The sequence below is a fragment of the Micromonospora sp. CPCC 205739 genome (genome assembly GCF_036906795.1).
GTDB lineage: Bacteria > Actinomycetota > Actinomycetes > Mycobacteriales > Micromonosporaceae > Micromonospora.
The window spans coordinates 1-23,342 of sequence record NZ_JBAKHS010000010.1 but is presented as its reverse complement, the minus strand read 5'-3'; the positions used below and the strand labels follow the sequence as shown (position 1 = coordinate 23,342).

The window sequence follows — 23,342 nt, the reverse complement described above, 5'->3', positions numbered from 1 at the left end:
GCGGGACAGACCGCGTCCGCGCCCGGCCGGTTGTCACACCGGCGAGGCAGGATGGATGGCGTGACAGAGCAGGCGGGCGGGGCCGAGGGCGCACGGGTGATGGCCGGCTTCGGCGCGGCGACCCGGGAGTGGTTCACGGCCGCCTTCGCCGCGCCCACCCCGGCGCAGACGGGCGCCTGGCAGTCGGTCGCCGCCGGGCGCAACGCGCTGGTCGTCGCGCCGACCGGTTCCGGCAAGACGCTCGCCGCCTTCCTCTGGTCACTGGACCGGCTGGCCAAGGAGCCGCCGCCCGCCGAGGCGCGGCAGCGCTGCCGGGTGCTCTACGTCAGCCCGCTCAAGGCGCTCGCGGTCGACGTCGAGCGCAACCTGCGCGGCCCGCTGGCCGGCATCCGGCAGGCGGCCACCCGGCTCGGTGTCGCGCCTCCGGAGATCACCGTCGGGATGCGTACCGGTGACACCCCCGCCGACGAGCGGCGGGCCTTCGCGCGCACCCCGCCGGACATCCTCATCACCACGCCCGAGTCGCTGTTCCTGCTGCTCACCTCCGCCGCCCGGGATTCGCTGCGCGGCGTCGAGACGGTCATCGTCGACGAGGTGCACGCGGTCGCCGGCACCAAGCGCGGCGCCCACCTCGCGCTCTCCCTGGAACGGCTCGACGAGCTGCTGGAGGCCCCGGCGCAGCGGATCGGCCTCTCCGCCACGGTCCGGCCGATCGACGCCTGCGCCCGGTTCCTCGGCGGCGCCCGCCCGGTCGACGTGGTGCAGCCGGCCAGCACCAAGACCATCGAGGTGAGCGTGCAGGTCCCGGTGGAGGACATGACCCGCCTCGACGAGCAGGAGCAGCCGGAGGACGACCTGGGCGGTCCGGGGCCCCGCCGGGCGTCGATCTGGCCGGCCGTCGAGGAACGGGTCTTCTCGCTGATCCGCGCGCACCGCTCGACCATCGTCTTCACCAACTCCCGGCGCAGCGCCGAGCGGCTCTGCGCCCGGCTCAACGAGCTCGCCGCCGACGAGTTGGCCGCCGCGAGTGCCCCGGACGGCACGCCGGGGCCGGGGGCCGGGCCGGTCGGGTCCCACCGGCCGCCGGCCGAGGTGATGGCCCAGTCGGGCGCGGCGGTCGGCGCGCCACCGGTGATCGCCCGTGCGCACCACGGCAGCGTCTCCCGCGAGGAGCGCAAGCACATCGAGGAGGCACTCAAGTCGGGTCAGCTCCCCGCCGTGGTGGCCACCTCCAGCCTGGAGCTCGGCATCGACATGGGCGCGGTCGACCTGGTGGTGCAGATCGAGGCGCCGCCGAGCGTCGCGGCCGGGCTGCAACGGGTCGGCCGGGCCGGGCACCAGGTCGGCGCGGTCTCCCGGGGCGTGGTCTTCCCCAAGCACCGGGGCGACCTGCTCTCCTGCACGGTGGTCGCCGAGCGGATGGCCGAAGGGGCCATCGAGGAGCTGCACTACCCGCGCAACCCGCTGGACGTGCTGGCCCAGCAGGTCGTCGCGATGGTGGCCCTGGAGCCGTGGCGGGTCGGCGACCTGGCCGTGCTGGTCCGCCGGGCCGCCCCCTTCGCCGAGCTGCCCGACTCCGCGCTGCACGCCGTGCTCGACATGCTCTCCGGGCGCTACCCGTCCACCGCCTTCGCCGAGCTGCGTCCCCGGCTGGTCTGGGACCGCGCCGCCGACGTGCTCACCGGCCGGCCCGGCGCCCAGCGGCTGGCGGTCACCAGCGGCGGCACCATCCCCGACCGGGGGCTGTTCGGGGTCTTCCTGGCCGGCGCGGAACGCGCCGCCCGGGTCGGCGAGCTGGACGAGGAGATGGTCTACGAGTCACGGGTCGGCGACGTCTTCCTGCTCGGCTCCTCCTCCTGGCGGATCGAGGAGATCACCCCCGACCGGGTGCTGGTCTCCCCCGCCCCCGGCCAGGCCGCCCGGATGCCGTTCTGGAAGGGCGACCAGCTCGGCCGGCCGGTGGAGCTGGGTCGCGCCATCGGCGCCCGGGTCCGGGCCCTGCTGCGGCAGAGCGACGAGACCGCGGTCGCCGCGCTGCGCGCCGGCGGGCTGGACGACTGGGCCGCCGGCAACCTGATGGCCTACCTGCGCGAGCAGAAGGCCGCGACCCGCTCGCTGCCCGACGACCGCACGGTGGTGGTCGAGCGGTTCCGCGACGAGCTGGGCGACTGGCGGCTCGCCGTGCACAGCGTGCTCGGCGCCCGGGTCAACGGGCCGTGGGCGCTGGCGATCGGCCGCCGGCTGGCCGAACGGTACGGGGTGGACGCCCAGGTCATGCCCTCGGACGACGGCATCGTGGTGCGGCTGCCCGACACCGCCGAGGAGCCGCCCGGCGCCGACGTGGTGGTCTTCGAGCCCGACGAGATCGCCCAGCTGGTCGAGGAGTCCGTCGGCACCTCGGCGCTCTTCGCGTCCCGGTTCCGCGAGTGCGCCGCCCGGTCGCTGCTGCTGCCCCGCCGCGACCCGCGCCGCCGCCAGCCGCTCTGGCAGCAGCGGCAGCGCGCCGCGCAGCTGCTCGACGTCGCCCGCGAGTACGCCGACTTCCCGGTCACCCTGGAGGCCGCCCGGGAATGCCTCCAGGACGTCTTCGACCAGCCGGCCCTGGCCGAACTGATGCGCGACCTGACCGCCCGCAAGGTGCGCCTGGTCGAGGTGGAGACCGACCGGCCGTCGCCGTTCGCCCGCTCGCTGCTCTTCGGGTACGTCGGCGCCTTCCTCTACGAGGGCGACGCCCCGCTGGCCGAGCGCCGGGCCGCCGCGCTCGCGCTGGACTCGGCGCTCCTCGGTGAGCTGCTCGGCCGGGTCGACCTGCGCGAGCTGCTGGACCCGGCGGTGCTCGCCGAGACCGAACGCCAGCTGCGCTGGCTGACCGACCAGCGCCGGCCGCGCGACGCGGAGGACGTCGTCGAGCTGCTCCGGGTGGTCGGCGACCTCTCCGAGGCGGAGCTGGCCGAGCGGGGCGCGCCGCTGCCGTGGCTGAGCGAGCTGGAGGCCGCCCGCCGGGTGCTGCGGGTCCGCGTCGCCGGTGAGGAACGCTGGGTGGTGGTCGAGGACGCCGCCCGGCTGCGCGACGCGCTCGGTGTGGCGCTGCCGGTCGGGGTGGCCGAGGCGTACCTGGCGCCGGTGGCCGATCCGCTCGGCGACCTGGTGGCCCGGTACGCCCGCACCCACGGGCCGTTCGCGGCAGCCACCTGCGCCGCCCGGTTCGGCCTCGGGGTGTTCGTGGTGGAGCAGGCGCTGCGCCGGCTCGCCGCCACCGGGCGGGTCGTCTCCGGCGAGTTCGCCCCGGACACCGTCGGCACCCAGTGGTGCGACGCCGAGGTGCTGCGGCTGCTGCGCCGGCGCAGCCTGGCCGCGCTGCGCCGGGAGATCGAGCCGGTGCCGCCCCGGGCGCTGGCCGCGTTCCTGCCCCGCTGGCAGCAGGTCGGCTCGTCGGCGCGGGGGGTGGAGGCGCTGGCCGCCACCATCGAACAGATGCAGGGGGCGGCGGTGCCCGCGTCCGCGCTGGAACGGCTGGTGCTGCCCGCCCGGGTCGCCGACTACTCCCCCGCCCAGCTCGACGAGCTCTGCGCCAGCGGCGAGGTGCTCTGGGCCGGCGCCGGGGCGATCTCCGGCGGGGACGGCTGGGTCACCTTCGCGTACGCCGACGCCGCGCCGCTGCTGCTGTCGCCGCCGGACGAGGCGCTGAGCCTCACCCCGCTGCACGAGGCGGTCCTCGACGCCCTCGCCGACGGGCAGGCGCTCTTCTTCCGCTCGCTGTCCGACCGGGTGGGCGCCACCGACGACGCGGCGCTGACCGGCGTCATCTGGGACCTGGTCTGGGCCGGTCACCTCACCAACGACACCCTCGCCCCGCTGCGGGCCGTGCTGGGCGGCGGCGGGGCGCACCGGTCCCGGCCGTCCGCGCCGCGCACCCGCTACCGCCGTCCGGGCCGGGTGGCGCTGCCCACCCGGGGCGGGCCGCCCACCGTGGCCGGGCGCTGGTCCCGGCTGCCGGAGCGGGACACCGACCCGACCCGCCGCTCCGCGGCGCTGGCCGACCTGCTGCTGGAACGGCACGGGGTGGTGACCCGGGGCGCGGTGATGGCCGAGCAGGTGGTCGGCGGCTTCGCCGCGGTCTACCCGGTGCTCTCCGCGTTGGAGGAGCGCGGCGCCGCCCGGCGCGGCTACTTCGTCGAGGGGCTGGGCGCGGCCCAGTTCGCCGTGCCGGGGGCGGTGGACCGGATCCGGGCGCTGGCCGACCCGGCCGACGGGGGGCGGGGCCGGGGCGGGCCGACGCTGGTGCTCGCGGCCACCGACCCGGCCAACCCGTACGGGGCCGCGCTGCCCTGGCCGGAACGCGTGGTGGACTCCGGGGACGGGGCCACCCCAGCGACCGGGCACCGGGCCGGGCGCAAGGCCGGCGCGCTGGTGGTGCTGGTCGACGGGGATCTGGCGCTCTACGTCGAGCGGGGCGGCCGGACGATCCTGTCGTTCACCGACGACGCCGAGGCGCTCGCCGCGGCCGGCAAGGCGCTCGCCGACGCGGTGCACTCCGGCGCGCTGGGGGCGATGTCGGTGGAGCGGGCCGACGGGGAGGCGGTGGGGTCCTCGCCACTGCGCGACGCGCTCACCGCCGCCGGTTTCCGGGCCACCCCGCGCGGGCTGCGGCTGCGCGGCTGACGCGCGGGCCGGCGGCCGGGAGCGCCCGCCGCCGAGACCCCCGAGAGCGGGCGAAGGGCCGGGACCGGAGCGGGCTCAGCCCAGCTTGGCGAGGACGTCGTTGTACCGCTTGCGCTCCCCCGCGCCGGTCTTCGTGCCGAGGTAGCTCAGCACAACGGCGCCCTTGCGGTAGGCGTCCGCGCCCCAGACGTCCATCTGGTTGGTCGCGTTCGCCTCGGTGGGGAAGACGTACACCTTCACCGTGTCGGTGGTCAGCAGCTCGGCGCAGCCGGTGCCGGCGCCGTCCGGTCCACAGTCGACCGTCCGGTTGCGCAGGTTGGTCACCTTCAGGCCGGCCGCCTTGAACGCGTCGACGACCTTCCGGGCCCCGGGGGTGCCGGCGGCCTTCGTCGGCATCCGGAAGGCCGGAGTGGACGGGCTCTCCGACGGGGTACGGGGCGCCTTGCCGTTCGTCGGGCCGGCCGGTTCCTCCGGCGGCGCCTCGCTGGTGGCGACGGCCTTCGGTGAACCGTTCGCCCAGGAGGGATCACCCGGCTCGGGGTCGCTGCCACAGGCGGAGAGCCCGAGGGCGAGCAGGATCGTCACGGCGGCCGGCAGGACACGAACGCGTTTCGTCACCCCGGCAGTCTGCCGAACGCGGTGACCGAGCGGCACCGGCCGGTCGGCCGAGCGGCGTTCTCCGGTCAGCGCCGCCCCCGCACCGGCTAGCCTCCACCCCATGGCCCCGACCGCCTGGATCTCGCTGACCACCGACTACGGCCTCGCCGACGGATTCGTGGCCGCCTGCCACGGGGTGATCGCCCGGATCGCCCCGGCGGTGCGGGTCGTCGACGTGACCCACCTGGTGCCGGCCGGCGACGTCCGCCGCGGGTCGGCGGTGCTGGCCCAGACGGTGCCGTCCCTGCCGTACGGGGTGCACGTGGCGGTGGTCGACCCGGGCGTCGGCACGACCCGGCGGGGCGTCGCGCTGGTCACCCCGGGCGGGCTGCTGGTCGGGCCGGACAACGGCCTGCTGCCGCCCGCCGCCACCGCCCTGGGCGGGGTCACCGCCGCGGTGGAGCTGACCAACCCGGAGTGGCTGGCCCCGCAGGTGTCCCGCACCTTCCACGGCCGGGACGTCTTCGCGCCGGTCGCCGCCCGGCTCGCCCTCGGCGCCCCGCCGGCCGACGCCGGACCGCCGGTCGACCCGGCCACCCTGGTCCGGCTGCCCGAGCCGGTGCTGCGCCGGGACGGCGACGGGTTCACCGCCGAGGTGCTGACCGTCGACCACTTCGGCAACGTCCAGCTCGCCGCCGGCGCCGACCTGCTGCCCGCCCTGCCCGGGGCGGTGCGGGTCGCCGGGCGGCCCGCCGTACGCGGGCGGACCTTCGGCGACGCCCCGACCGGCGCGCTGGTGCTCTTCGCCGACTCCGCCGGCCTGCCGGCGGTGGCGGTGAACGGCGGGCGGGCGGCGGACCTGCTCGGGGTGGCGCCGGGCGATCTGGTCACGGTGCGCGGGGACCACGACGGGGGCAACGGGCAGCGGGCCGGCAACGGGGGACACTGACCCTGCCGCCGTACGGTCCGGTGTGGAATGCTGCTCGGCGTGGGTGAGCTCTGGGTACCGGTCGCCTGTCCCTGCTGCGCCTCGCGGACCGGTGGGGGCACCTGCCCGGTCTGCTTCTGGACGGACGACGGCCAGGCCGAGGCGGACGCCGACGAGGTGCGGGGCGGCCCGAACGGTGACCTCAGCCTCACCCACGCCCGACTGAACTTCGCCGTCTACGGCGCCAGCCACCCCCGCTACCAGGACATGGTCCGCGCCCCCCGCCCCGACGAGCGGCCCTGACCGGGGAAACACCTCCGCCGCCCTGACCGGGCGGCACCGAGGCCGCCGGACCGGCGAGGCGTCCCGCGCCCCGCCGGTCCGCCCGTGGGCGCAGCAGCGCGGCACGGCCCGCCGTAGACGCCCGAGATGTACGCGTGGGACAGCCCATGTCATCCTCCTCAGAACCCCCTGATGGTGTCTTGTCAGGAGATCAAGGGGAACCACGGTACAAATTGCGACACCTGCGAATTCGGCTCGGGCGAGGGAGGATGGTGGGGTGCCCGAAGGCGACACCGTCTGGAACACGGCCCGCGTCCTGCACCGGGCGCTGGCCGGCGCCACCCTGACCGGCAGCGACTTCCGGGTGCCGCAACTGGCCACCATCGACCTGACCGGGTGGACGGTGCGCGAGTCGGCCAGCCGGGGCAAGCACCTGCTGCTGCGCCTGGCCGCGCCCGAGGCGGGGTCGGACGTGCGGCACTGGACGCTGCACTCGCACCTGCGGATGGACGGCGCCTGGCGGGCGTACGCGCCGGGGGAACGCTGGGCCGCGCGGCCCGCGCACCTGATCCGGGTGGTGCTGCGCAGCACGGGCGCGGTGGCCGTCGGCTACCACCTGCACGAGCTGGCCCTGTTGCCGACGGCCAAGGAGGAGTCCCTGGTGGGCCACCTCGGGCCCGACCTGCTCGGCCCGGACTGGGACGCGGCCGAGGCGGTCCGCCGGCTCGCCGCGCACCCCGAGGCCACCATCGGCGAGGCGCTGCTGGACCAGCGCAACCTCGCCGGGGTCGGCAACCTCTACAAGTGCGAGGCGCTCTTCCTGCGCGGCGTCTCGCCGTGGACGCCGGTCGGCGCGGTGCCCGACCTGGCCGGCACGGTGACCCTGGCCCAGCGGCTGCTGGCGGCCAACCGGGGCCGCTGGACGCAGAGCACCACCGGCTCGTTGCACCGGGGCGGCACCAGCTACGTCTACGGCCGGCGGGCACAGCCCTGCCGACGCTGCGGCACCGCCATCCGCAAGGAGGAGCTGGGCGAGCGGGTCACCTACTGGTGCCCGGTGTGCCAGCCCGCACCCGACCCGGCGCAGCCCTGACCGACACGCCCGGGCGACGGGACACGTACCGGATTGGGACGATTGGGTAGTTCCTATCCGGCCGTCGAGGTCGCATGCTGCGGTTGAGTGCTCACCGCTCGTCACTGCCGGGCGCGACCACCCGCCACGTCGAGGTGGCGGCCGTCGTGCCCCCCAGGCCCCGGGGAGAGCCATGGCCCTGTTCCGCAGACTGCGCTCCAGCTGGCCGGTCCGCGCGGTCCGCGACCGCGCCGGGGGGCCCACGGTGCCGGCGGCGCGTACCCCCGAGGCGGCCGGGCCGGCGCCGGCCAGCCTGGACCCGGCCGCCGTCCCGCGCTGCTTCGGCCCGGTGCCCAACTTCGCGCACAGCCCGCTGCCGGCGCTCGACGACCGCGGGCGGGTGGTGCCGGGCACCGGCATCCGCAAGTTCGTCGACGCGCTGCCGCTGCCGGGCCCGCTCGGACGCAACGGGCTCGGCGCGCACCTGCCCGTCGCGGTGCCGGACACGATCAGCTATCCGGGCTGCGACTACTACGAGATCGGGCTCTGCGAGTACACCCAGCGGCTGCACCGCGACCTGCCCACCACCCGGCTGCGCGGCTACCGGCAGCTCAACCTCGGCACCGACCCCGACGGGCACAACACCGTCGCCCCGCCGGAGCGGCCGTACCACCTGGGGCCGATGATCGTCGCGCGGCGGGGGCGGCCGGTGCGGGTCAAGTTCATCAACCAGCTGCCCACCGGCCGGGCCGGCGAACTCTTCCTGCCCGTCGACACCACCCTGGACGGGACCGGCATCGGGCCGCTGGACGGGCCGGCGCCGTACCCGCAGAACCGGGCGGTGCCGCACCTGGCCGGCGCGCAGACCGGCTGGACCAGCGCCGGGAACCCGTGGCAGTGGGTGACCCCGGCGGGCGAGATCACCCCGTACCCGAACGGCCCGGGGTTGAGCCACGTGCCGGACATGCCGCACCCCGGGCTGGGTGCCACCACGCTCTACTTCCCGAACGAGCAGAGCGGCCGGCTGATGTGGCTGCACGACAACACCCTGGGGACGTCCCGCCTGACCGTCTACTCCGGACAATTGGCCCCCTACCTGCTCACCGACCCCGCCGAGGAGCGGCTGGCGGCCGACGGCGTGCTCCCGGCCGAGCAGCTCCCACTGGTGATCCAGGACAAGACCTTCGTCCCCGACGACGCCCAGCTCGCCGCCGAGGACCCGACCTGGGACCGGGACCGATGGGGCACCCGGGGCAACCTCTGGCACCCGCACGTCTACCAACCCCGGCAGAACCCGTACGTCCCGTCGGGGCGCAACCTGACCGGCCGCTGGGACTACGGCCCGTGGGTACCCGCGCCGGGCGGCGCCGACCCGCTCTGGGTCGGCCCGGTGGACAACCCGCACCACGACCCGGTCGCCGCCCCGGAGGAGCCGCCCCGGGCGCCGGGGCTGCCGCACCCGAGCGCGGTGCCCGAGGCGTACGGGGACACCGCGCTGGTCAACGGCGTCGCGTACCCGTACCTGACGGTGCGGCCCAAGGCGTACCGGTTCCGGATCCTCAACGCCTGCGCCGACCGCAGCCTCAACCTGGCGCTCTACCGGGCCCGCTCGGACGCGGCGATGTGGCACCCGGACGGGGCGCTGGCCGACGCCGGGGCCGGCGAGGTGCCGATGGTGGAGGCGATACGCGCCTCGGGCCGGCCCGCCGACTGGCCCACCGACGGGCGGGAGGGAGGCGTGCCCGATCCCCGGGCGGCGGGGCCCCGCATGATCCGGATCGGCAACGAGGGCGGTCTGCTCCCCGCGCCGGTGGTGGTGCCGAACCGGCCGATCGGCTACCGCTACGACCGGCGCGACCCGACGGTGCTCAACGTGGACGGGCACGCGCTGCTGCTCGCCCCAGGCGAGCGGGCCGACGTGGTCGTCGACTTCTCCACCGTCGCGCCCGGCGGCACGCTGATCCTCTACAACGACGCCCCGGCCCCGCTGCCCTGCTTCGACCCCCGCTACGACCACCACACCGACGCACCGGACCGCGCCGCCGAGGGGGGCGTCGCCGGCACCCGCCCCGGGTACGGCCCGAACACCCGTACCCTGCTCCAGTTCCGGGTGGCCGGCACCCCGGCCGAGCCGTACGACCTGGGCCGGCTGGTGGAGCGGCTGCCCGGGGCGTACGCGGCCAGCCAGCGACCGCCGATCGTGCCGCAGCCGGAGTACGACGCGGCGTTCGGCACCCGCACCGCCGGCCGGACGCAGGTGCCGGTGCACGACACCACGATCAGCTTCACCCCGACCGGCGCCACCGCCCCGGTGACCCTGCCGATCGAGGTCAAGACGGTCGGGCAGGTCTTCGAGCCGGGGCACGGGCGGCAGGCCGGGCGGCTCGGCGTCGCCCACCCGCACGCGGGCCCGCTCGGCCCGACGTCCCTGCCGCTGGGCCCGGCCGATCCCGCGACCGAGGTGCTCGTCGCCGCCGACCCGGACGGGCCGCCGGGCGCGGTGGCCGACGGCACCCAGGTGTGGCGGATCAGCGGCACCGACCGGCAGACCCACGTGGTGCGAATCAGCGGCTGCGACGTGCAACTGGTCAACCGGGTCGGCTGGGACGGCACGGTCCGCCCCCCGGACGGCGGGGAGCTGGGCTGGAAGGAGACGATCCGGGTCAACCCCGCCGAGGACGTGGTGGTGGCGCTGCGGCCGGTGGTGCCCCCGCTGCCGTTCAAGATCGGCGACAGCGTACGGCTGCTCGACCCGACCCGGCCGGCCGGCGCCCGGGTCGGCACCACCGGAGTCAGCCCGGTCGACGGGCGCCCGGCGACGGTGGTCAACCAACTGGTCAACCTGGGCTGGGAGTACCGCTGGTCCAGCGGCGCGGCCGGCCAGCGCGACCTGGGGATGAGCCGCCCGCTGGTGCTGCGGGTCGCGCCCCGGGGGCCGAGCGGGCTCACCGCGACGCCGGTGCCCGGCTCGGCGACCGCGCTGCCGGCGATCGCCCTGGCCTGGACCGGCAACGGCAGCCGCCCACCGGCCGCCAGTCACCTGCTGCAGCGGGCCACCGACACGGCCTTCACCGAGGGGCTGACCACGATCACCGTGGCGGCCACCGCCACCCGGTACACCGACGCGACGGTCACCCCCGGCGTCACGTACCACTACCGGATCCGGGCGGAGAACGCGGTGAGCTGCTCGGCCTGGTCCAACAGCGTCCCCGCGTCGGTGCGGCTCAGCGCGCCGACCGGTGTCGCCGCGGCCGTCCCGCCGGCCGCGCCGCTGCGGATCGCGCTGCGCTGGACGAACCGCTCCTTCGCCACCGGGATCGACGTGCAGCGGGCCACCAACCCGACCTTCAGCAGCGGACCGGTCACCACCGCGATCGCGGTGGCGGACAACCACCTCGACCCGGCGGTCGCCCCGGACACCACGTACTACTACCGGGTCCGCACCACGTACCTGGGGGCCGCCTCGCCGTGGTCGACGGTGGCCACGGTGACCAGCCCGCCCGCGCCGACGGCGCCGACCGGGGTGACCGCCACCCCGAGCGCCCCCGCGCCGGACACGGCGACGGTGGTGCTGAACTGGGCGGCGGGTACGCCGAACGGCCCGGGCGCGGGCTGCACGGTGCAGCGGGCGCTCGACCCGTCGTTCACCCAGGAGGTGGCCACCTTCACCGTGACCGGCCGGGGCTTCACCAACACCGGGCTGGCCCGGGGCGTGACGTACCACTACCGGATCCGCTCGTTCAACGTGGTCGGCAGCTCGCCGTTCACCGGGCCGATCCCGGTCACCACGCCCGACTGACCCGCAGCGGTCAGCGGGTGGGGGCGCGCAGCGGATCGCCGACGGCGCGTAGCTCGGCCAGCGCCGAGGCCACGCCGTGCAGCAGGTCGGTCGCCTCGGTCAGCCGGGAGGCGGCCGGGTGCTCGGTGCTGGGGCGGGCGTCCTCGGCCACGTAGCCGGCCGCCGCGACGACCAGCCCCTCGTACGCGGCCACCCCACTGTCGAGCTGGCCGACCAGCGTGCGGTGCGCCTCGCCGAGGCGGGACCGGGCCTCCGGCGGGGCCAGCTTGAGGGCGCGTTCCACGCTGGCCACCCGGTTGGCCAGGTCACGCAGCGAGCGGTCGGCCGCGGCGGCCTCCAGCACCGCCGGCTCGGCCAGCCCGGTCAGCCGGGGCGTCATGCCGGCGAGGGTGAGGGCGGCCCGGTCCAGCCGGGCCCACGCCGGCGCGGCGGTGGTGCCGCGCAGCGCCAACCGGGAGCGGACCCGGCGTACCTCGGCCAGCACGCCCGGGCCGACGGGAAGGCGCTCCACGGCGGCGACCAGCCGGGCCCGGGACCGGGCGGCGGCCTCGGCCGGGTCGAGCGCGGGGGGTGCGGGCCGGGCCGCGAGGGCCCGCAGGTCGACCCAGCGCCAGGCGGCCAGCGCCACCGCGCTGCCCGCCGCGCCGGCCCAGGCCGCGTCGGGCAGCCCGAGCCCGGCGTACGGGGTCAGCACGGCCGCCGCGCCGCCGAGCCCACCGGCCAGGACGCTCCACCGCCGGGCGGAACGCCGCAACCGGCGCAACCGACGGAAGTGTCGTGCTCGCTCGTCCGCCACCCGTACCTCCTCGTACCGTCCGCTCAGCCGGCGGCGGTGGTGTCCCCCGTGCCGCGGTCGCGGGTCATGCTCGCCCGGATCTCGTCGAGCCGGGCGGCGGCGGCCGGGTCGGCCGCCGGGGCGGCCGGCTGCTTCTGCTGCTGCACGGCCGGCTGCTCCTGCTTGCCCAACTGGTCGCCGGCCATGCTCGCGCGGATCTGCTCCAGCCGGGACGACCCGGCGCTGTCCAGCGTCGACTTCTGGATCTCCAGCATCCGCCCCTCGACGGAGTTGCCGGCCAGTTCGGCGCGGCCCATCGCGTTGGCGTAGCGGCGCTCGATGCGGTCGCGCACCTCGTCCAGCGAGGGGGTGTTGCCGGGGGCGGTGACCGCGGACATCGACTCCAGCGAGCGGGCCACGCTCTCCTGCATCTTGGCCTGCTCCAGCTGGCTGAGCAGCTTGGTGCGCTCGGCGAGCTTCTGCTGGAGGATCATCGAGTTGTTCTCGACCGCGCGGCGGGCCTGGGCGGCCGCGCCGAGCGCCTGGTCGTGCAGGGTCTTCAGGTCCTCGGTGGCCTGCTCGGCGGAGACCAGCTGGGTGGCCAGCACCTGGGCGGACTGCTCGTAGCGGCCGGCCTCGGTCTCGTCGCCCCGGGCGCGGGCCTGGTCGGCGAGGACCAGCGCCTGCCGGGCGTTGCCCTGGAGCCGCTCGACCTCGGACATCTGCCGGGAGAGCTTCATCTCCAGCTGGCGCTGGTTGCCGATGACCGCGGCCGCCTGCTGGACCAGCGCCTGGTGCTGGCGCTGCGCCTCCTCGATGGCCTGCTGGATCTGCACCTTCGGGTCGGCGTGCTCGTCGATCTTGGAACCGAAGAGCGCCATCAGGTAGTGCCAGCCCTTGACGAACGGGTTCGCCATCTCCGCGGTATCCCCTCAGTAGCGTCGCTGCGCCTCGACCGGAGCCGGACCGGGCCGACCGGTCGGCCGCGCGGTGTCCTCCCATCGTCGCAGCCGGACGCCAGTCGGGCATCCGTACCGCGGGAGCGCCGTACGGCCTGCGATCAACCCTACGCGGCGGGCGCGAGCGCGGCCATGTCGCGCGGAGGGCGGGCGGTCAGGCGGCGCAGACCACGTCCCGCTCGGCGGGGCGGACCCGGGTGCTGCGCAGGGTGGCCTTCAGCGGCGAGTCCTGGCGGACCGAGACGGCCACCTTGCCGTCGGAGGTGACCTGACGGACGCCCCGGTTGGTGGCCTTGCGCACGGCCACCGGGGCCGGCGCCGGCTGGGCCGGCTCGTCCTGCACCGGCACCAGCACGCCCGGCAGCTGCTCGGCGAGGGCGACGGTGTCGCTGACCTCGCGCAGCAGCTCGGACAGGCGGGCGCCGAGGGCGTCGCAGATCGCGGCCAGCAGCTCGCTGGAGGGCTCCTTCTGGCCGCGTTCGATCTCGGACAGGTAGCCGAGGCTGACGTTGGCGGCGGTCGAGACCTCACGCAGGGTGCGGTGCTGACCCTGTCGGCGCGCCCGCAGAGCGTCGCCGATCACGCGTCGTAGCAGGACCATCGCACCTCCCCCTGACGGGAATCCCTCTCCCCCGGGCGCCCGCCCGCGCCGGACGCGGTCCCCCGCGCCGTCGCCGGCGTCGCGCGCCGGAGCCTTCCCGCAACCGTACCCGTTGCCCGCCCCCACGACATCCCACCCCGCCCGTCAAATCGGATCACTCGTCACCGGCGTCCGGCCGGGCTGGCGGTGGCGTCGTCGTCGACGCCGGCCCCGGTCTCCTCGCCGGCCGCCTGGATCTGCTCGGCCAGCAGGCGCAGCGCCTCGATCACCGCCGCCGAGCGGATGTGGTCCCGGCCACCGTCGAGGTCCAGCTGGCGGACGACGGTGCCGGTGGGCCCGGCCGCCGCGACGTAGACCAGCCCGACCGGCTTGCCGTCCTGCGGCTCCGGCCCGGCCACGCCGGTGGTGGCCAGCCCCCAGTCCGCCCCGCAGCGCCGCCGCCCGCCGTCGGCGAGCGCCCGCGCCACGTCGGGGTCGACCGGCCCGCGCTCGGCGAGCAGGTCCGCCGGCACGCCGGCCAGCTCCGACTTCAGCTCGGTGGCGTACGTGACCAGTCCGCCCCGGTAGACCCCGCTGACCCCGGCGATCTCCACGATCGCGGCGGAGAGCAGCCCGCCGGTGAGGGACTCGACGGTGGCCAGCGTCTCGTGCCGCTCGTGCAGGCTGTGCACCACGGCCGCCGCCGGGCTCCCGGCGGGCCGCTCGTTGTTCGCATCCGTCCCCATGCTCTGCTTCCCTTCCCCGCCTACCGGCCCGTATTCATCCTGCGCCCGCAAGCGCCGGTGGCGGCGCCGTTGCGGCGACCCGCGCCGGGCGCGTCACCGGCGACCACGGGTCGGCGGGCTCCGGTCAGCGGGTGGGGCGGCGCAGGCGCAGCGCCTGGGCGACGTAGTCGAAGCCGGTGACCACGGTGACCACCACGGCCGCGGCCATGATCCACGGGCCGACGGCGGCGAGGGCGGCCGGCATCGGCCAGAGGTACCAGGTGATCGCGAGGATCTGCAGCGCCGTCTTGATCTTGCCGCCCCGGCTGGCCGCGATCACCCCGCGCCGGATCACCCAGAAGCGCAGCGCGGTGACGCCCCACTCCCGCACCAGGATCACCGCCGTCACCCACCAGGGCAGCCGGTCGTACCAGGAGAGCAGCACCAGGGCGGCGCCGGTGAGCGCCTTGTCGGCGATCGGGTCGGCGACCTTGCCGACCGAGGTGACCAGCTTGAACCGGCGGGCGATCCAGCCGTCGACCAGGTCGGTCGCCGAGGCGACCGCGAAGATCAGGCAGGCGGCCATCTGCCAGCCGGCGCGGGTCGTCCCGGAGACGATCACCGAGACCGCGAAGACCGGCACCAGCACCAGCCGCAGGGCGGTCAGCGCGTTGGCCGCGTTGACCACCGGCACCCGGGCGACCACCGGCGCCGACTCCGTCGCACCGGTCACGGTCGCCCCCCGCTCCGGCCGCCGTGGCGTACCAGGCACCGCACCACGTGGCTCCCCCGCTTTCTCCGGACGCGCCGTCACCGTTCCGCGCCGGGCGCCGCCGAGATCATCTCATCCGGCACGGCGACCAGGTCGACACCCTCGGTCGCGGTGACCGTGGCGCGGACCAGATCGCCCGGGCGCAGCGCGGCCAGGTCGACGCCGCCGCCGACCGGCGCGACCAGCGTGGTCGAGCCGTCGACCTCGGGCGCCTGGTGGGCCGCCCGCCCCTCGACCACGCCGCCGTCGACCGAGTCGACCAGCACCTCGACGGTCGAGCCGAGCCGCTCCTCGGCCCGCTGCGAGCAGAGCTCGTCGGCGAGCGCGCTGAGCCGGTCGTACCGGCGCTTGACGGTGGCGGCGGAGACCTTTCCAGGCAGCCCGGCGGCCTCGGTGCCGTCCTCGTCGCTGTAGTCGAACATGCCGATCGCGTCGAGGCGCGCCTCGGTCAGGAACCGGACCAGCTCGTTGACGTCGGCGCGGGTCTCGCCGGGGAAGCCGACGATGAAGTTGCTCCGCGCGCCGGCCTCCGGCGCCAGGGCGCGGGCGCCCGCCAGCAGCTCCAGGAACCGGTCGGTGGAGCCGAACCGGCGCATCCGGCGCAGCACCGGCTCGCTGGAGTGCTGGAAGGACAGGTCGAAGTAGGGCGCCACGCCGGGCGTGGTGGCGATCGCCTCGACCAGGCCGGGCCGGGTCTCGGCGGGCTGCAGGTAGCTCGCCCGCACCCGGACGATGCCGTCGATCGCGGCGAGCTGCGGCAGCAGCTTCTCCAGCGCCCGGGGGTCGCCCAGGTCCTTGCCGTACGAGGTGGAATTCTCGCTGACCAGCACCAGCTCGCGGACGCCGGTCTTGGCCAGCCACTCCGCCTCGGCGAGCAGCTCGTCCGGCGTACGCGAGACGAAGGCGCCGCGGAAGGCGGGGATGGCGCAGAACGCGCAGCGCCGGTCGCAGCCGCTGGCCAGCTTCAGCGAGGCGACCGGGCCGGTGTCGAGCCGGCGGCGCAGCACCTGGCGCAGGTGCGCCGGGGTGTGCTCGTCGGTCTCGGTGACGCCCCGGGCGGGGGTGCCGTGGCCGGGCAGCGAGACAGCACTGTCCCGGCGGGAGACCGGGGTGAGCGGCAGCAGCTCGCGCCGGTCACGCGGGGTGTGCGCGTCGACCGCCTCGCCGGCGACGACCGCGTTCAGCCGGGCGGAGATCTCCGGGTAGTCGTCGAAGCTGAGCACCGCCTGCGCCTCGGGGAGGCTGTCGGCCAGCTCACGCCCGTACCGCTCGGCCATGCAGCCGGCCGCGACCACCTTGGCGCCGGTGTCGGCGGCGGCGAGCAGGGTCTGGATGGAGTCCTGCTTGGCCTTCTCCACGAAGCCGCAGGTGTTCACGACCACCACGTCGGCGCCCTCGCCGTCGGTGGTGACCTGCCAGCCGTCGGCGTGCAGCCGGGCGGCCAACTCCTCCGAGTCGACCTCGTTGCGGGCACAGCCCAGGGTCAGCAGGGCGACGCGGCGGCCGTCGGCAGCGGGGGAAGGGGAGGTGGCAGACACCATCCGAGGGTACCGGGCGGCGCGGCGGGGCCCGGCAACGCCCGCGCCGCCGCATCGGGCGGCTCACACCGCCCTCCGGTCAGACCGCCGCCGCACCCACCCGCACCAGCCGGTCGAGGAGGAAGACCTCCGTGCCGGCCAGGCCGGTGGAGCAGAAGACGGAGAGCTGGTCCGCGCCGGTCCGGCCGGGGACCGCCCCCGCCAGCACCGCGCCCAGGTCGCGCAGCCCTCCCGCGTACGGCTCGACGGCGGCGAGCATCGGCGGGGAGTACGCGCCCGCCTGGGCCGGCGAGTCGGTGACCAGCAGGTCGGCGGCGTCGAGCAGGTCGGTGCCGAACTCGTGCCGGTCGGCCTGCTTGAAGCCGACCGCGTTGACGTGGGTGCCCGGGGCGAGATCGGCGGCGTCGAGCACCGGCGTCGTGCTGGTGGTGGCGAGCACCACCACGTCCCGGTCCCGGACTGCCGCCCCGGCCGAGTCCACCGCGCGGGCCGGTACCCCCAGCTCGGCGCGGACCCGGGCGGCGAACGCGTCCCGGCGGGCGGCCGAGCGGCTGTGCACGGTCACCTCGCGCAGCGGGCGCACCGCCGCGGCGGCCCAGACCTGCGTCCACGCCTGCCGGCCGGAGCCGATCACGCCGAGGGTGGCCGCGTCCGGCCGGGCCAGGGCGTCCACCGCCACCCCGCCCAGCCCTCCGGTACGCCGGGAGCCCAGCTCCTCGCCGACCGCCACCGCCCGCACCGCCCCGGTACGCCCGTCGTGCAGCACCACGAGCTGCTCGGCCTCCGGCAACCCGAAGGTGTCGTACGAGCGGAAGCCGTACCACTCGCCGGTGAGGTGGCCGGCGGTGAGCACCAGCCGCCCGCCGCCGAGCGGGGCGGCCGTCCGGGGCGGGGCGACGAGCCGCCCGGCGTGGGCGGCCAGCAGCGCGTCCCGCATCGCCGCGACGGTCGCGGGGGCGTCCAGGGCGGCGGCGACCTCCCGGTCGGTGAAGAGCAGCGTCATGCCCGCCATCGTGCAACCTGAAGTCAGCTTCAGCTCAACCCGTGGGTGCGCCGAATCACGCCCCGCCCGGACCGGGCGGTGTTAGCGTCGGCGACGGCGGCCCCGGCCGCCCCGGACGAGTGGTGGGCGTACCCGGTCAGGCCAAGACGCCCCGCGAGGAACAGACCGACTCGTCCCGGCCGCGAGGGCCCGGGGCCCGCTGTACCGAGGTGATGACCCGTGGCCTGGATCGTGCTGGTGCTCTCCGGCCTGTTGGAGACCGCGTGGGCGGTGTCGCTCGACCGCAGCGCCGGCTTCACCCGCCCCCTCCCCTCCGTCGTCTTCGTGGTGACCCTGGTGCTCAGCATGCTCGGGCTGGCGTACGCGCTGCGCGAGATCCCGGTCGGCACCGGCTACGCGATCTGGGTCGGCATCGGCGCGGTCGGCACCGCCGTGTACGGGATGGTGGCCCTCGGCGAGTCGGCCAGCTTCGCCCGGATCGCCTGCCTGCTGCTGGTGGTCGCCGGCGTGGTGGGGCTCAAGCTCTTCCACTGACCGCGAGCGCCCGGGCGGGGGTGGTATCGACCCGGATGCGTAGTCCGAGGCGGGAGTGGGTAGAGATCGGCCGGACACCTACAGCGGCTCTCACCTCGGAGGACGTCATGGCCGACATGCACGCGACCGCCCGCCCGCGCAGCAACGCCGCCCGGATCTGCACGATCCTGGCCTTCGTCTTCGCCGTCGTCGCCATCTTCGTGGCGCCGGTGATCTTCGGCCTCGCCGGCCTGGTGCTCGGCATCGTGGGCGCGGTGCTGGGCGACAAGCCGCTCGGCTGGTACGCCGCCGCCGCGAGCGTCGTGGGCGCCGTCATCGGCATCGCCCTCGTCGCCGCCATCATGAACAACTGACCCACCACCTTCGCACGACGAGGCCCGCCGGATCCCGGCGGGCCTCGTCGTGCGAAAGGGCTAGTCCTGGTCGCCGCGGAGGCCGACCAGGACCTCTTCCAGTTCGTCCGGCTTGACCAGCACGTCGCGGGCCTTGGAGCCCTCGGACGGGCCGACCACGCCCCGGGTCTCCATCAGGTCCATCAGGCGGCCCGCCTTGGCGAAGCCGACCCGCAGCTTGCGCTGGAGCATCGAGGTCGAGCCGAACTGCGAGGTGACCACCAGCTCCACCGCCTGGACCAGCAGGTCCAGGTCGTCGCCGATGTCCTCGTCGATCTTCTTCTTGCTGTCCTGCGCCGGGGCCAGCACGTCCGGGCGGAACTCCGGCTCGCGCTGGTCCTTGCAGAACTTCACCACGTCGGCGATCTCGCGCTCGGTCACCCAGGCGCCCTGGATCCGCACCGGCTTGGAGGCGCCCATCGGCAGGAAGAGCCCGTCGCCGCGGCCGAGCAGCTTCTCCGCGCCCGGCTGGTCGAGGATGACCCGCGAGTCGGCCAGCGAGGAGGTGGCGAACGCCAGCCGGGACGGCACGTTCGCCTTGATCAGACCGGTGACCACGTCGACCGAGGGGCGCTGGGTGGCCAGCACCAGGTGGATGCCGGCCGCGCGGGCCAGCTGGGTGATCCGGACGACCGAGTCCTCCACGTCGCGCGGGGCGACCATCATCAGGTCGGCCAGCTCGTCCACGATCACCAGCAGGTACGGGTACGGCCGCATCTCCCGCTCGCTGCCCGGCGGGGCCTTGATCTCGCCGTTGCGTACCTTGCGGTTGAAGTCGTCGATGTGCCGGACCCCGTTGGCGGCGAGGTCGTCGTAGCGCATGTCCATCTCGCGGACGACCCACTCCAGCGAGTCGGCCGCCTTCTTCGCGTTGGTCACGATCGGCGTGACCAGGTGCGGGATGCCCTCGTACCCGGTCATCTCGACCCGCTTCGGGTCGATCAGCAGCAGCCGCACCTCGTCCGGGGTGGCCCGGGTGAGGATCGACACCAGCAGCGAGTTCAGGCAGGACGACTTGCCCGCGCCGGTCGCGCCGGCGATCAGGATGTGCGGCATCTTGGCCAGGTTGGCCACCACGTAGCCGCCCTCGATGTCCTTGCCGAGCGCCACCACCATCGGGTGGTGGTCGCTGGTGGCGGCCCGCGAGCGCAGCACGTCACCGAGGGCGACGTTCTCCGGGTCGGTGTTCGGGATCTCCACGCCGACCGCGCTCTTGCCCGGGATCGGGCTGAGGATGCGCACGTCCGGCGACTTCACCGCGTACGCGATGTTGCGGGAGAGCTGGGTGATCCGCTCGACCTTGACCCCGTGCCCGAGCTCGACCTCGTAGCGGGTGACCGTCGGGCCGCGGGTGAACCCGGTCACCGCGGCGTCCACGTCGAACTGCTCGAAGACGCCGGTCAGCGCCGCGATCACCTCGTCGTTGGCCTTGCTCCGGGTCTTCGGCGCGGCACCGCTGCTGAGCATGTTCGCCGGCGGCAGCGTGTAGTCGCCGGCTAGGCCGGTGAGCGCGAGCTGCTCGGCCCGGGTGGGCGCGGGCGAGTGCTCCGGCGGCTCGACCGGCTTGCGGCTGGCCGGCACCTTCGGCTTGCGCGGCAGCACCAGGGTGTCCTGGAGGTTGACCGCGTCCTCGTCCTCGTCGAGGTCGTCCGGGTCCAGCGGCGGCGGCGCGGTCCGCTTCGCCGGGCGGCGGCGGGCCGGCTTCGCCGCCGGGTCCTCCTCCGCCTCCGGGCCGGCCGGCGGCGCGACCAGCGTGCCGGCGAGCAGGCCGAGCCGCTCGGGGATCTTGTTGATCGGGGTCGCGGTGACCACCAGCAGCCCGAAGACGAGCAGCAGGATCAGCAGCGGCACCGCCACCCAGGCGGTGACCCCCGCCTCCAGCAGGTCGCCCACGCCGGCGCCGATCAGCCCACCGGCGTAGTCGCGCTGCACCGGGTCGACCGGGTCCTGTCCGATGTGCAGCATCGCCGCCGTGGCCACCAGCATCGAGCCCCAGCCCACCAGGCCACGGCCGCGGTGCTCGGGGTCGGCGGGCGTCCGCATCAGCCGCCAGGCGCCGATCATCAGCAGCACCGGGACCACTATCGCGATCGCGCCGAGGAAGAGCCGCACGGTGTCGGCGAGCCGGGCGCCGAGCGGGCCGGCCCCGGAGAACCAGATCCCCACCCCGCTGAGGATGGCCAGGCCGAACAGGAGCAGCCCGGCGCCGTCGCGGCGGTGCTCCGGGTCGAGGTCGCCGGCGGAGGCGGCCTGCCGGCCGGCCGCGCGGACCGCCCAGCCCACGCCGTGCGCCAGCCCCATCCACAGTGCACCCACCGCGCGTCCGACGTAGACCGCCGGGCCGGGCCGGGCCGCCGGCCGCCGCCGGGCCGGAGCCCGGGTGGCCTTCTTCGCCGGCTGGCGGGCACGGCTGTTCGTGGTACCGCGCGGCGACGCGCCGCGTCGCCGGCTCGCCTGAGAGGTACGGCCCGCCATACAGTCACCGTAACGGCGTGACCCGGGAGATCGCCGCTTTTCCGGGTCGTGTCCGCGCGTCGCAGCGCGGACCACGCCCACAGACGTGTTATTCGCCTCAGGAAGGGATGCCCGATGGCGTCGCCTGCTTTCGAGGACGGTCCGGACGACCCCCTGGCCGGGCACCCGCAGGCCCTGCGGCCGTTGACCGGCGAACTGATCGCCGCCGTGCTCGCCAACCGCGGGTACGCCTTCTCCGCCGACGCCGACGGCGACCTGGTGGGGCGCTGGGACGACAACCTGATCTGGTTCCTGCGCCCCGGCGAGGCCGGCGAGCTGCTCCAGGTCCGCACCATGGCCGCGCCGGCCTTCGGCATCGAGTACGTCCCGACGCTCTACGCCTTCTGCAACTCGTGGAACCACGACCGGCTCTGGCCCAAGGCGTTCGTGCACGTCGACGACGAGGGGGTGGCCCGGGTCTGCGGCGAGGTGATCACCGACCTGGAACGGGGGGTCACGCCGCACCAGCTCGACCAGCTCGTCGACTGCGGCATCTCCACCGGCTGTCAGCTGGCCGCCGCCGTCGCCCAGCTCCCCGGGGCGATCCGGTGACTGGCCGGGGCGAGCACCTCCGGCGGGGGCTGAACCCGCGCGTCCCGGAGCTGGTCGCGGCGCTGGCCGACGCCCGGGACATGCCCGACGGTGAGGCCCGCTTCGCCGAGCTGGACCGGATCGCCGCCCGCGCCGACGCGCTGGGCGACGCGCACTCCGCCCTGGACGCCCGGTTCGCGCTGGTCGAGGCGTACCTGCTGCACGGGGAGCGGTGGCGGCTGGCCGAGCCGGTGCGGCGCTGCCTGGCGGCCGTGGACCGGGCACCCGACCTGCTGGCGGAGCGCCCCGGCGACGCCGAGCTGCTGCGCCGGCACCAGCGGTACGCGGTCGAGGCGGCGATCGGCACCCCGCGGATCGGCCTCGACCAGGCCCGCGCCCTCCTCGACGACCTGGCCCGGCGGACCGGCGAGCCGACCGCGCTCGTCGCCCAGCTGCGCTGCCGGCTCGCCGACCACCTCGGCGACGAACCGACCGCCCGCCGCCGGTACGACGACTGGACCGCCGCCGAACCCGACCCGACCGCCGGCTGCCCCGGCTGCCTGCCGGTACGCCGGGCGGAACTGCTCGCCGGCTGGGGCGACGACGCGGCGGCGCTGGAGACGTTGCGTCCCGTCCTCGACGGCGCGGTGGACTGCACCGACTCCCCGGAGCGGGCCCTGGCCGTCGCGCTGCTGCCGTGGCTGCGCAGCGGGGAGGCGGAGCGGGCCGGGCAGGCGCACCTGCGGGCGTACCGGCGGCACCGGCGGGAGCAGGGCGCCTTCCCGTACCTCGCCGCGCACCTGCGCTTCTGCGCGCTGGCCGGGCACCCGGGCCGGGGGCTGGACATCCTGGCCGAGCAACTGCACCGGCTGGACCATCCGTACGACGACCTGTCCGCGATGGAGTTCGCCGCCGCCGGGGCGCTGGTCTGCGTCCTGGCCGCCGAGGCGGGGCTGGCCGGGCGGCGGGTGCGCCGGCCGGCGCACGGCAGCCGGCCGGCGGCCGAGGTGGACGTGGAGACCCTCGGCACCGACCTGCTGACGCTGGCCACCGGGCTGGCCGGCAGCTTCGACGCGCGCAACGGCACCGGGCACCAGTCCGGCCGGATGGCCTCCTGGCTGGCGGAGCGGCCGCTGGCCACCCCGGTGCCGCTGCCCGACGAGACCGGCGAGGACCCGGCGGCGGACGGCACACCGTTCGCCCCGGCAGCCGACGAACTGGCCCCGCTGAGCCTGTCGATGATCATCGCCGCGCTGGACCGCCGGGGCGACGTCTACGCCGTGGACGCCGGTCCGGTGGTGGTCGGGCGCTGGCACGAGGCGGTCATCCAGTTCCGGCAGGTCGGGCAGCACGGCGAGATCCTGCACGCCCGAGTGGTGGCGGCCCGGCGCCTGCCCGCGTCCCGGCTGACCGAGGCGTACGAGTTCTGCAACGGCTGGAACCACGACCGGCTGCTGCCCAAGGCGTACGTGCACGACCTGGGCGAGGGCGAGCTGGTGCTGGCCGGCGACGTGACCACCGACCTGGAGCACGGGGTGGCCCCGGCCCAACTGGGCGTCCTCATCGACGCGGCGGTCGCCACCGGCGTCGCGTACGCGGACGCGGTCGCCGCGCTGCCCTGACAGTGAGGATGTAGGAGCGGTCACCCGGCTGTCTGACCCTTGCCCTGACCGACGGTT

General features: G+C 75.9%; 18 protein-coding genes and 1 riboswitch. Of the genes, 9 read left to right on the top strand and 9 right to left on the bottom strand.

The annotated features are described in order from the left end of the window. Positions 1–51: 51 nt before the first annotated feature. A complete protein-coding gene (locus V6U88_RS16665; RefSeq protein ID WP_442934641.1) occupies positions 52–4,662 on the top strand; it encodes an ATP-dependent helicase in 4,611 nt (1,536 codons plus the stop codon). Between the two features lie 75 nt (positions 4,663–4,737). Here the strand turns inward: V6U88_RS16665 and V6U88_RS16660 are convergent, their stop codons facing one another. Continuing rightward, positions 4,738–5,280: a hypothetical protein gene (locus V6U88_RS16660; protein ID WP_334454015.1), complete on the bottom strand. Its 543-nt coding sequence runs from the start codon at positions 5,278–5,280 to the stop codon at positions 4,738–4,740. A gap of 100 nt (positions 5,281–5,380) precedes the next feature. On the opposite strand from V6U88_RS16660, the gene V6U88_RS16655 reads away from it, so the two are divergent. The 4 genes from V6U88_RS16655 (at position 5,381) to V6U88_RS16640 (ending at position 11,340) form a co-directional block, all read left to right on the top strand. Continuing rightward, positions 5,381–6,208, top strand: coding sequence for an SAM hydrolase/SAM-dependent halogenase family protein (locus V6U88_RS16655; protein ID WP_334454014.1), 828 nt, complete (start codon positions 5,381–5,383; stop codon positions 6,206–6,208). 39 nt (positions 6,209–6,247) lie between these two features. Beyond that, positions 6,248–6,490, top strand: coding sequence for a CPCC family cysteine-rich protein (locus V6U88_RS16650; RefSeq protein WP_334454012.1), 243 nt, complete (start codon positions 6,248–6,250; stop codon positions 6,488–6,490). Between the two features lie 256 nt (positions 6,491–6,746). Then, positions 6,747–7,562, top strand: a complete 816-nt coding sequence (locus V6U88_RS16645; RefSeq protein ID WP_334454011.1) for a DNA-formamidopyrimidine glycosylase family protein — start codon at positions 6,747–6,749, stop codon at positions 7,560–7,562. A gap of 172 nt (positions 7,563–7,734) precedes the next feature. Beyond that, complete coding sequence (locus tag V6U88_RS16640; protein WP_334454009.1) at positions 7,735–11,340, top strand: hypothetical protein; 3,606 nt, start codon at positions 7,735–7,737, stop codon at positions 11,338–11,340. A gap of 10 nt (positions 11,341–11,350) precedes the next feature. Here the strand turns inward: V6U88_RS16640 and pspM are convergent, their stop codons facing one another. The 7 genes from pspM to V6U88_RS16605 form a co-directional block, all read right to left on the bottom strand. Beyond that, on the bottom strand, positions 11,351–12,136 hold the full coding sequence (gene pspM, locus V6U88_RS16635) for a phage shock envelope stress response protein PspM (protein WP_334454008.1): 786 nt from the start codon (positions 12,134–12,136) through the stop codon (positions 11,351–11,353). Positions 12,137–12,159: 23 nt separating this feature from the next. Then, positions 12,160–13,032, bottom strand: a complete 873-nt coding sequence (locus tag V6U88_RS16630; protein ID WP_334454006.1) for a PspA/IM30 family protein — start codon at positions 13,030–13,032, stop codon at positions 12,160–12,162. Between the two features lie 196 nt (positions 13,033–13,228). Further along, positions 13,229–13,675 carry a helix-turn-helix domain-containing protein gene (locus V6U88_RS16625; protein ID WP_334454005.1) on the bottom strand — a complete coding sequence of 149 codons (447 nt, stop codon included), beginning with the start codon at positions 13,673–13,675 and terminating at the stop codon, positions 13,229–13,231. 161 nt (positions 13,676–13,836) lie between these two features. After that, the gene (locus tag V6U88_RS16620; protein ID WP_334454003.1) at positions 13,837–14,400 is read right to left on the bottom strand and encodes a CinA family protein; all 564 of its coding nucleotides are present in this window, start codon (positions 14,398–14,400) and stop codon (positions 13,837–13,839) included. A 124-nt stretch (positions 14,401–14,524) separates the two neighbouring features. Beyond that, positions 14,525–15,112: a CDP-diacylglycerol--glycerol-3-phosphate 3-phosphatidyltransferase gene (gene pgsA / locus V6U88_RS16615; RefSeq protein WP_334454001.1), complete on the bottom strand. Its 588-nt coding sequence runs from the start codon at positions 15,110–15,112 to the stop codon at positions 14,525–14,527. A 77-nt stretch (positions 15,113–15,189) separates the two neighbouring features. Beyond that, positions 15,190–16,692 (bottom strand): 30S ribosomal protein S12 methylthiotransferase RimO, encoded by a 1,503-nt coding sequence (gene rimO, locus V6U88_RS16610; protein WP_334454000.1) that lies wholly within the window; start codon positions 16,690–16,692, stop codon positions 15,190–15,192. Positions 16,693–16,768: 76 nt separating this feature from the next. Further along, on the bottom strand, positions 16,769–17,692 hold the full coding sequence (locus tag V6U88_RS16605; RefSeq protein ID WP_334453999.1) for an ornithine cyclodeaminase family protein: 924 nt from the start codon (positions 17,690–17,692) through the stop codon (positions 16,769–16,771). A gap of 92 nt (positions 17,693–17,784) precedes the next feature. Beyond that, positions 17,785–17,847, top strand: a riboswitch (guanidine-III (ykkC-III) riboswitch). A gap of 64 nt (positions 17,848–17,911) precedes the next feature. On the opposite strand from V6U88_RS16605, the gene V6U88_RS16600 reads away from it, so the two are divergent. Beyond that, complete coding sequence (locus V6U88_RS16600; RefSeq protein ID WP_334453998.1) at positions 17,912–18,226, top strand: DMT family transporter; 315 nt, start codon at positions 17,912–17,914, stop codon at positions 18,224–18,226. Between the two features lie 107 nt (positions 18,227–18,333). Continuing rightward, the gene (locus V6U88_RS16595; protein WP_334453996.1) at positions 18,334–18,579 is read left to right on the top strand and encodes a hypothetical protein; all 246 of its coding nucleotides are present in this window, start codon (positions 18,334–18,336) and stop codon (positions 18,577–18,579) included. Between the two features lie 60 nt (positions 18,580–18,639). Here V6U88_RS16595 and V6U88_RS16590 read toward each other — a convergent pair whose 3' ends face one another. Beyond that, a complete protein-coding gene (locus V6U88_RS16590) occupies positions 18,640–21,093 on the bottom strand; it encodes an FtsK/SpoIIIE family DNA translocase (RefSeq protein ID WP_334453995.1) in 2,454 nt (817 codons plus the stop codon). 114 nt (positions 21,094–21,207) lie between these two features. On the opposite strand from V6U88_RS16590, the gene V6U88_RS16585 reads away from it, so the two are divergent. Both V6U88_RS16585 and V6U88_RS16580 read left to right on the top strand, forming a co-directional pair. Next, positions 21,208–21,684: a YbjN domain-containing protein gene (locus tag V6U88_RS16585; protein ID WP_334453993.1), complete on the top strand. Its 477-nt coding sequence runs from the start codon at positions 21,208–21,210 to the stop codon at positions 21,682–21,684. Further along, complete coding sequence (locus V6U88_RS16580) at positions 21,681–23,285, top strand: YbjN domain-containing protein (RefSeq protein ID WP_442934640.1); 1,605 nt, start codon at positions 21,681–21,683, stop codon at positions 23,283–23,285. The genes V6U88_RS16585 and V6U88_RS16580 overlap by 4 nt, the downstream gene beginning before the upstream one ends. The last annotated feature ends 57 nt before the right edge of the window (positions 23,286–23,342 follow it).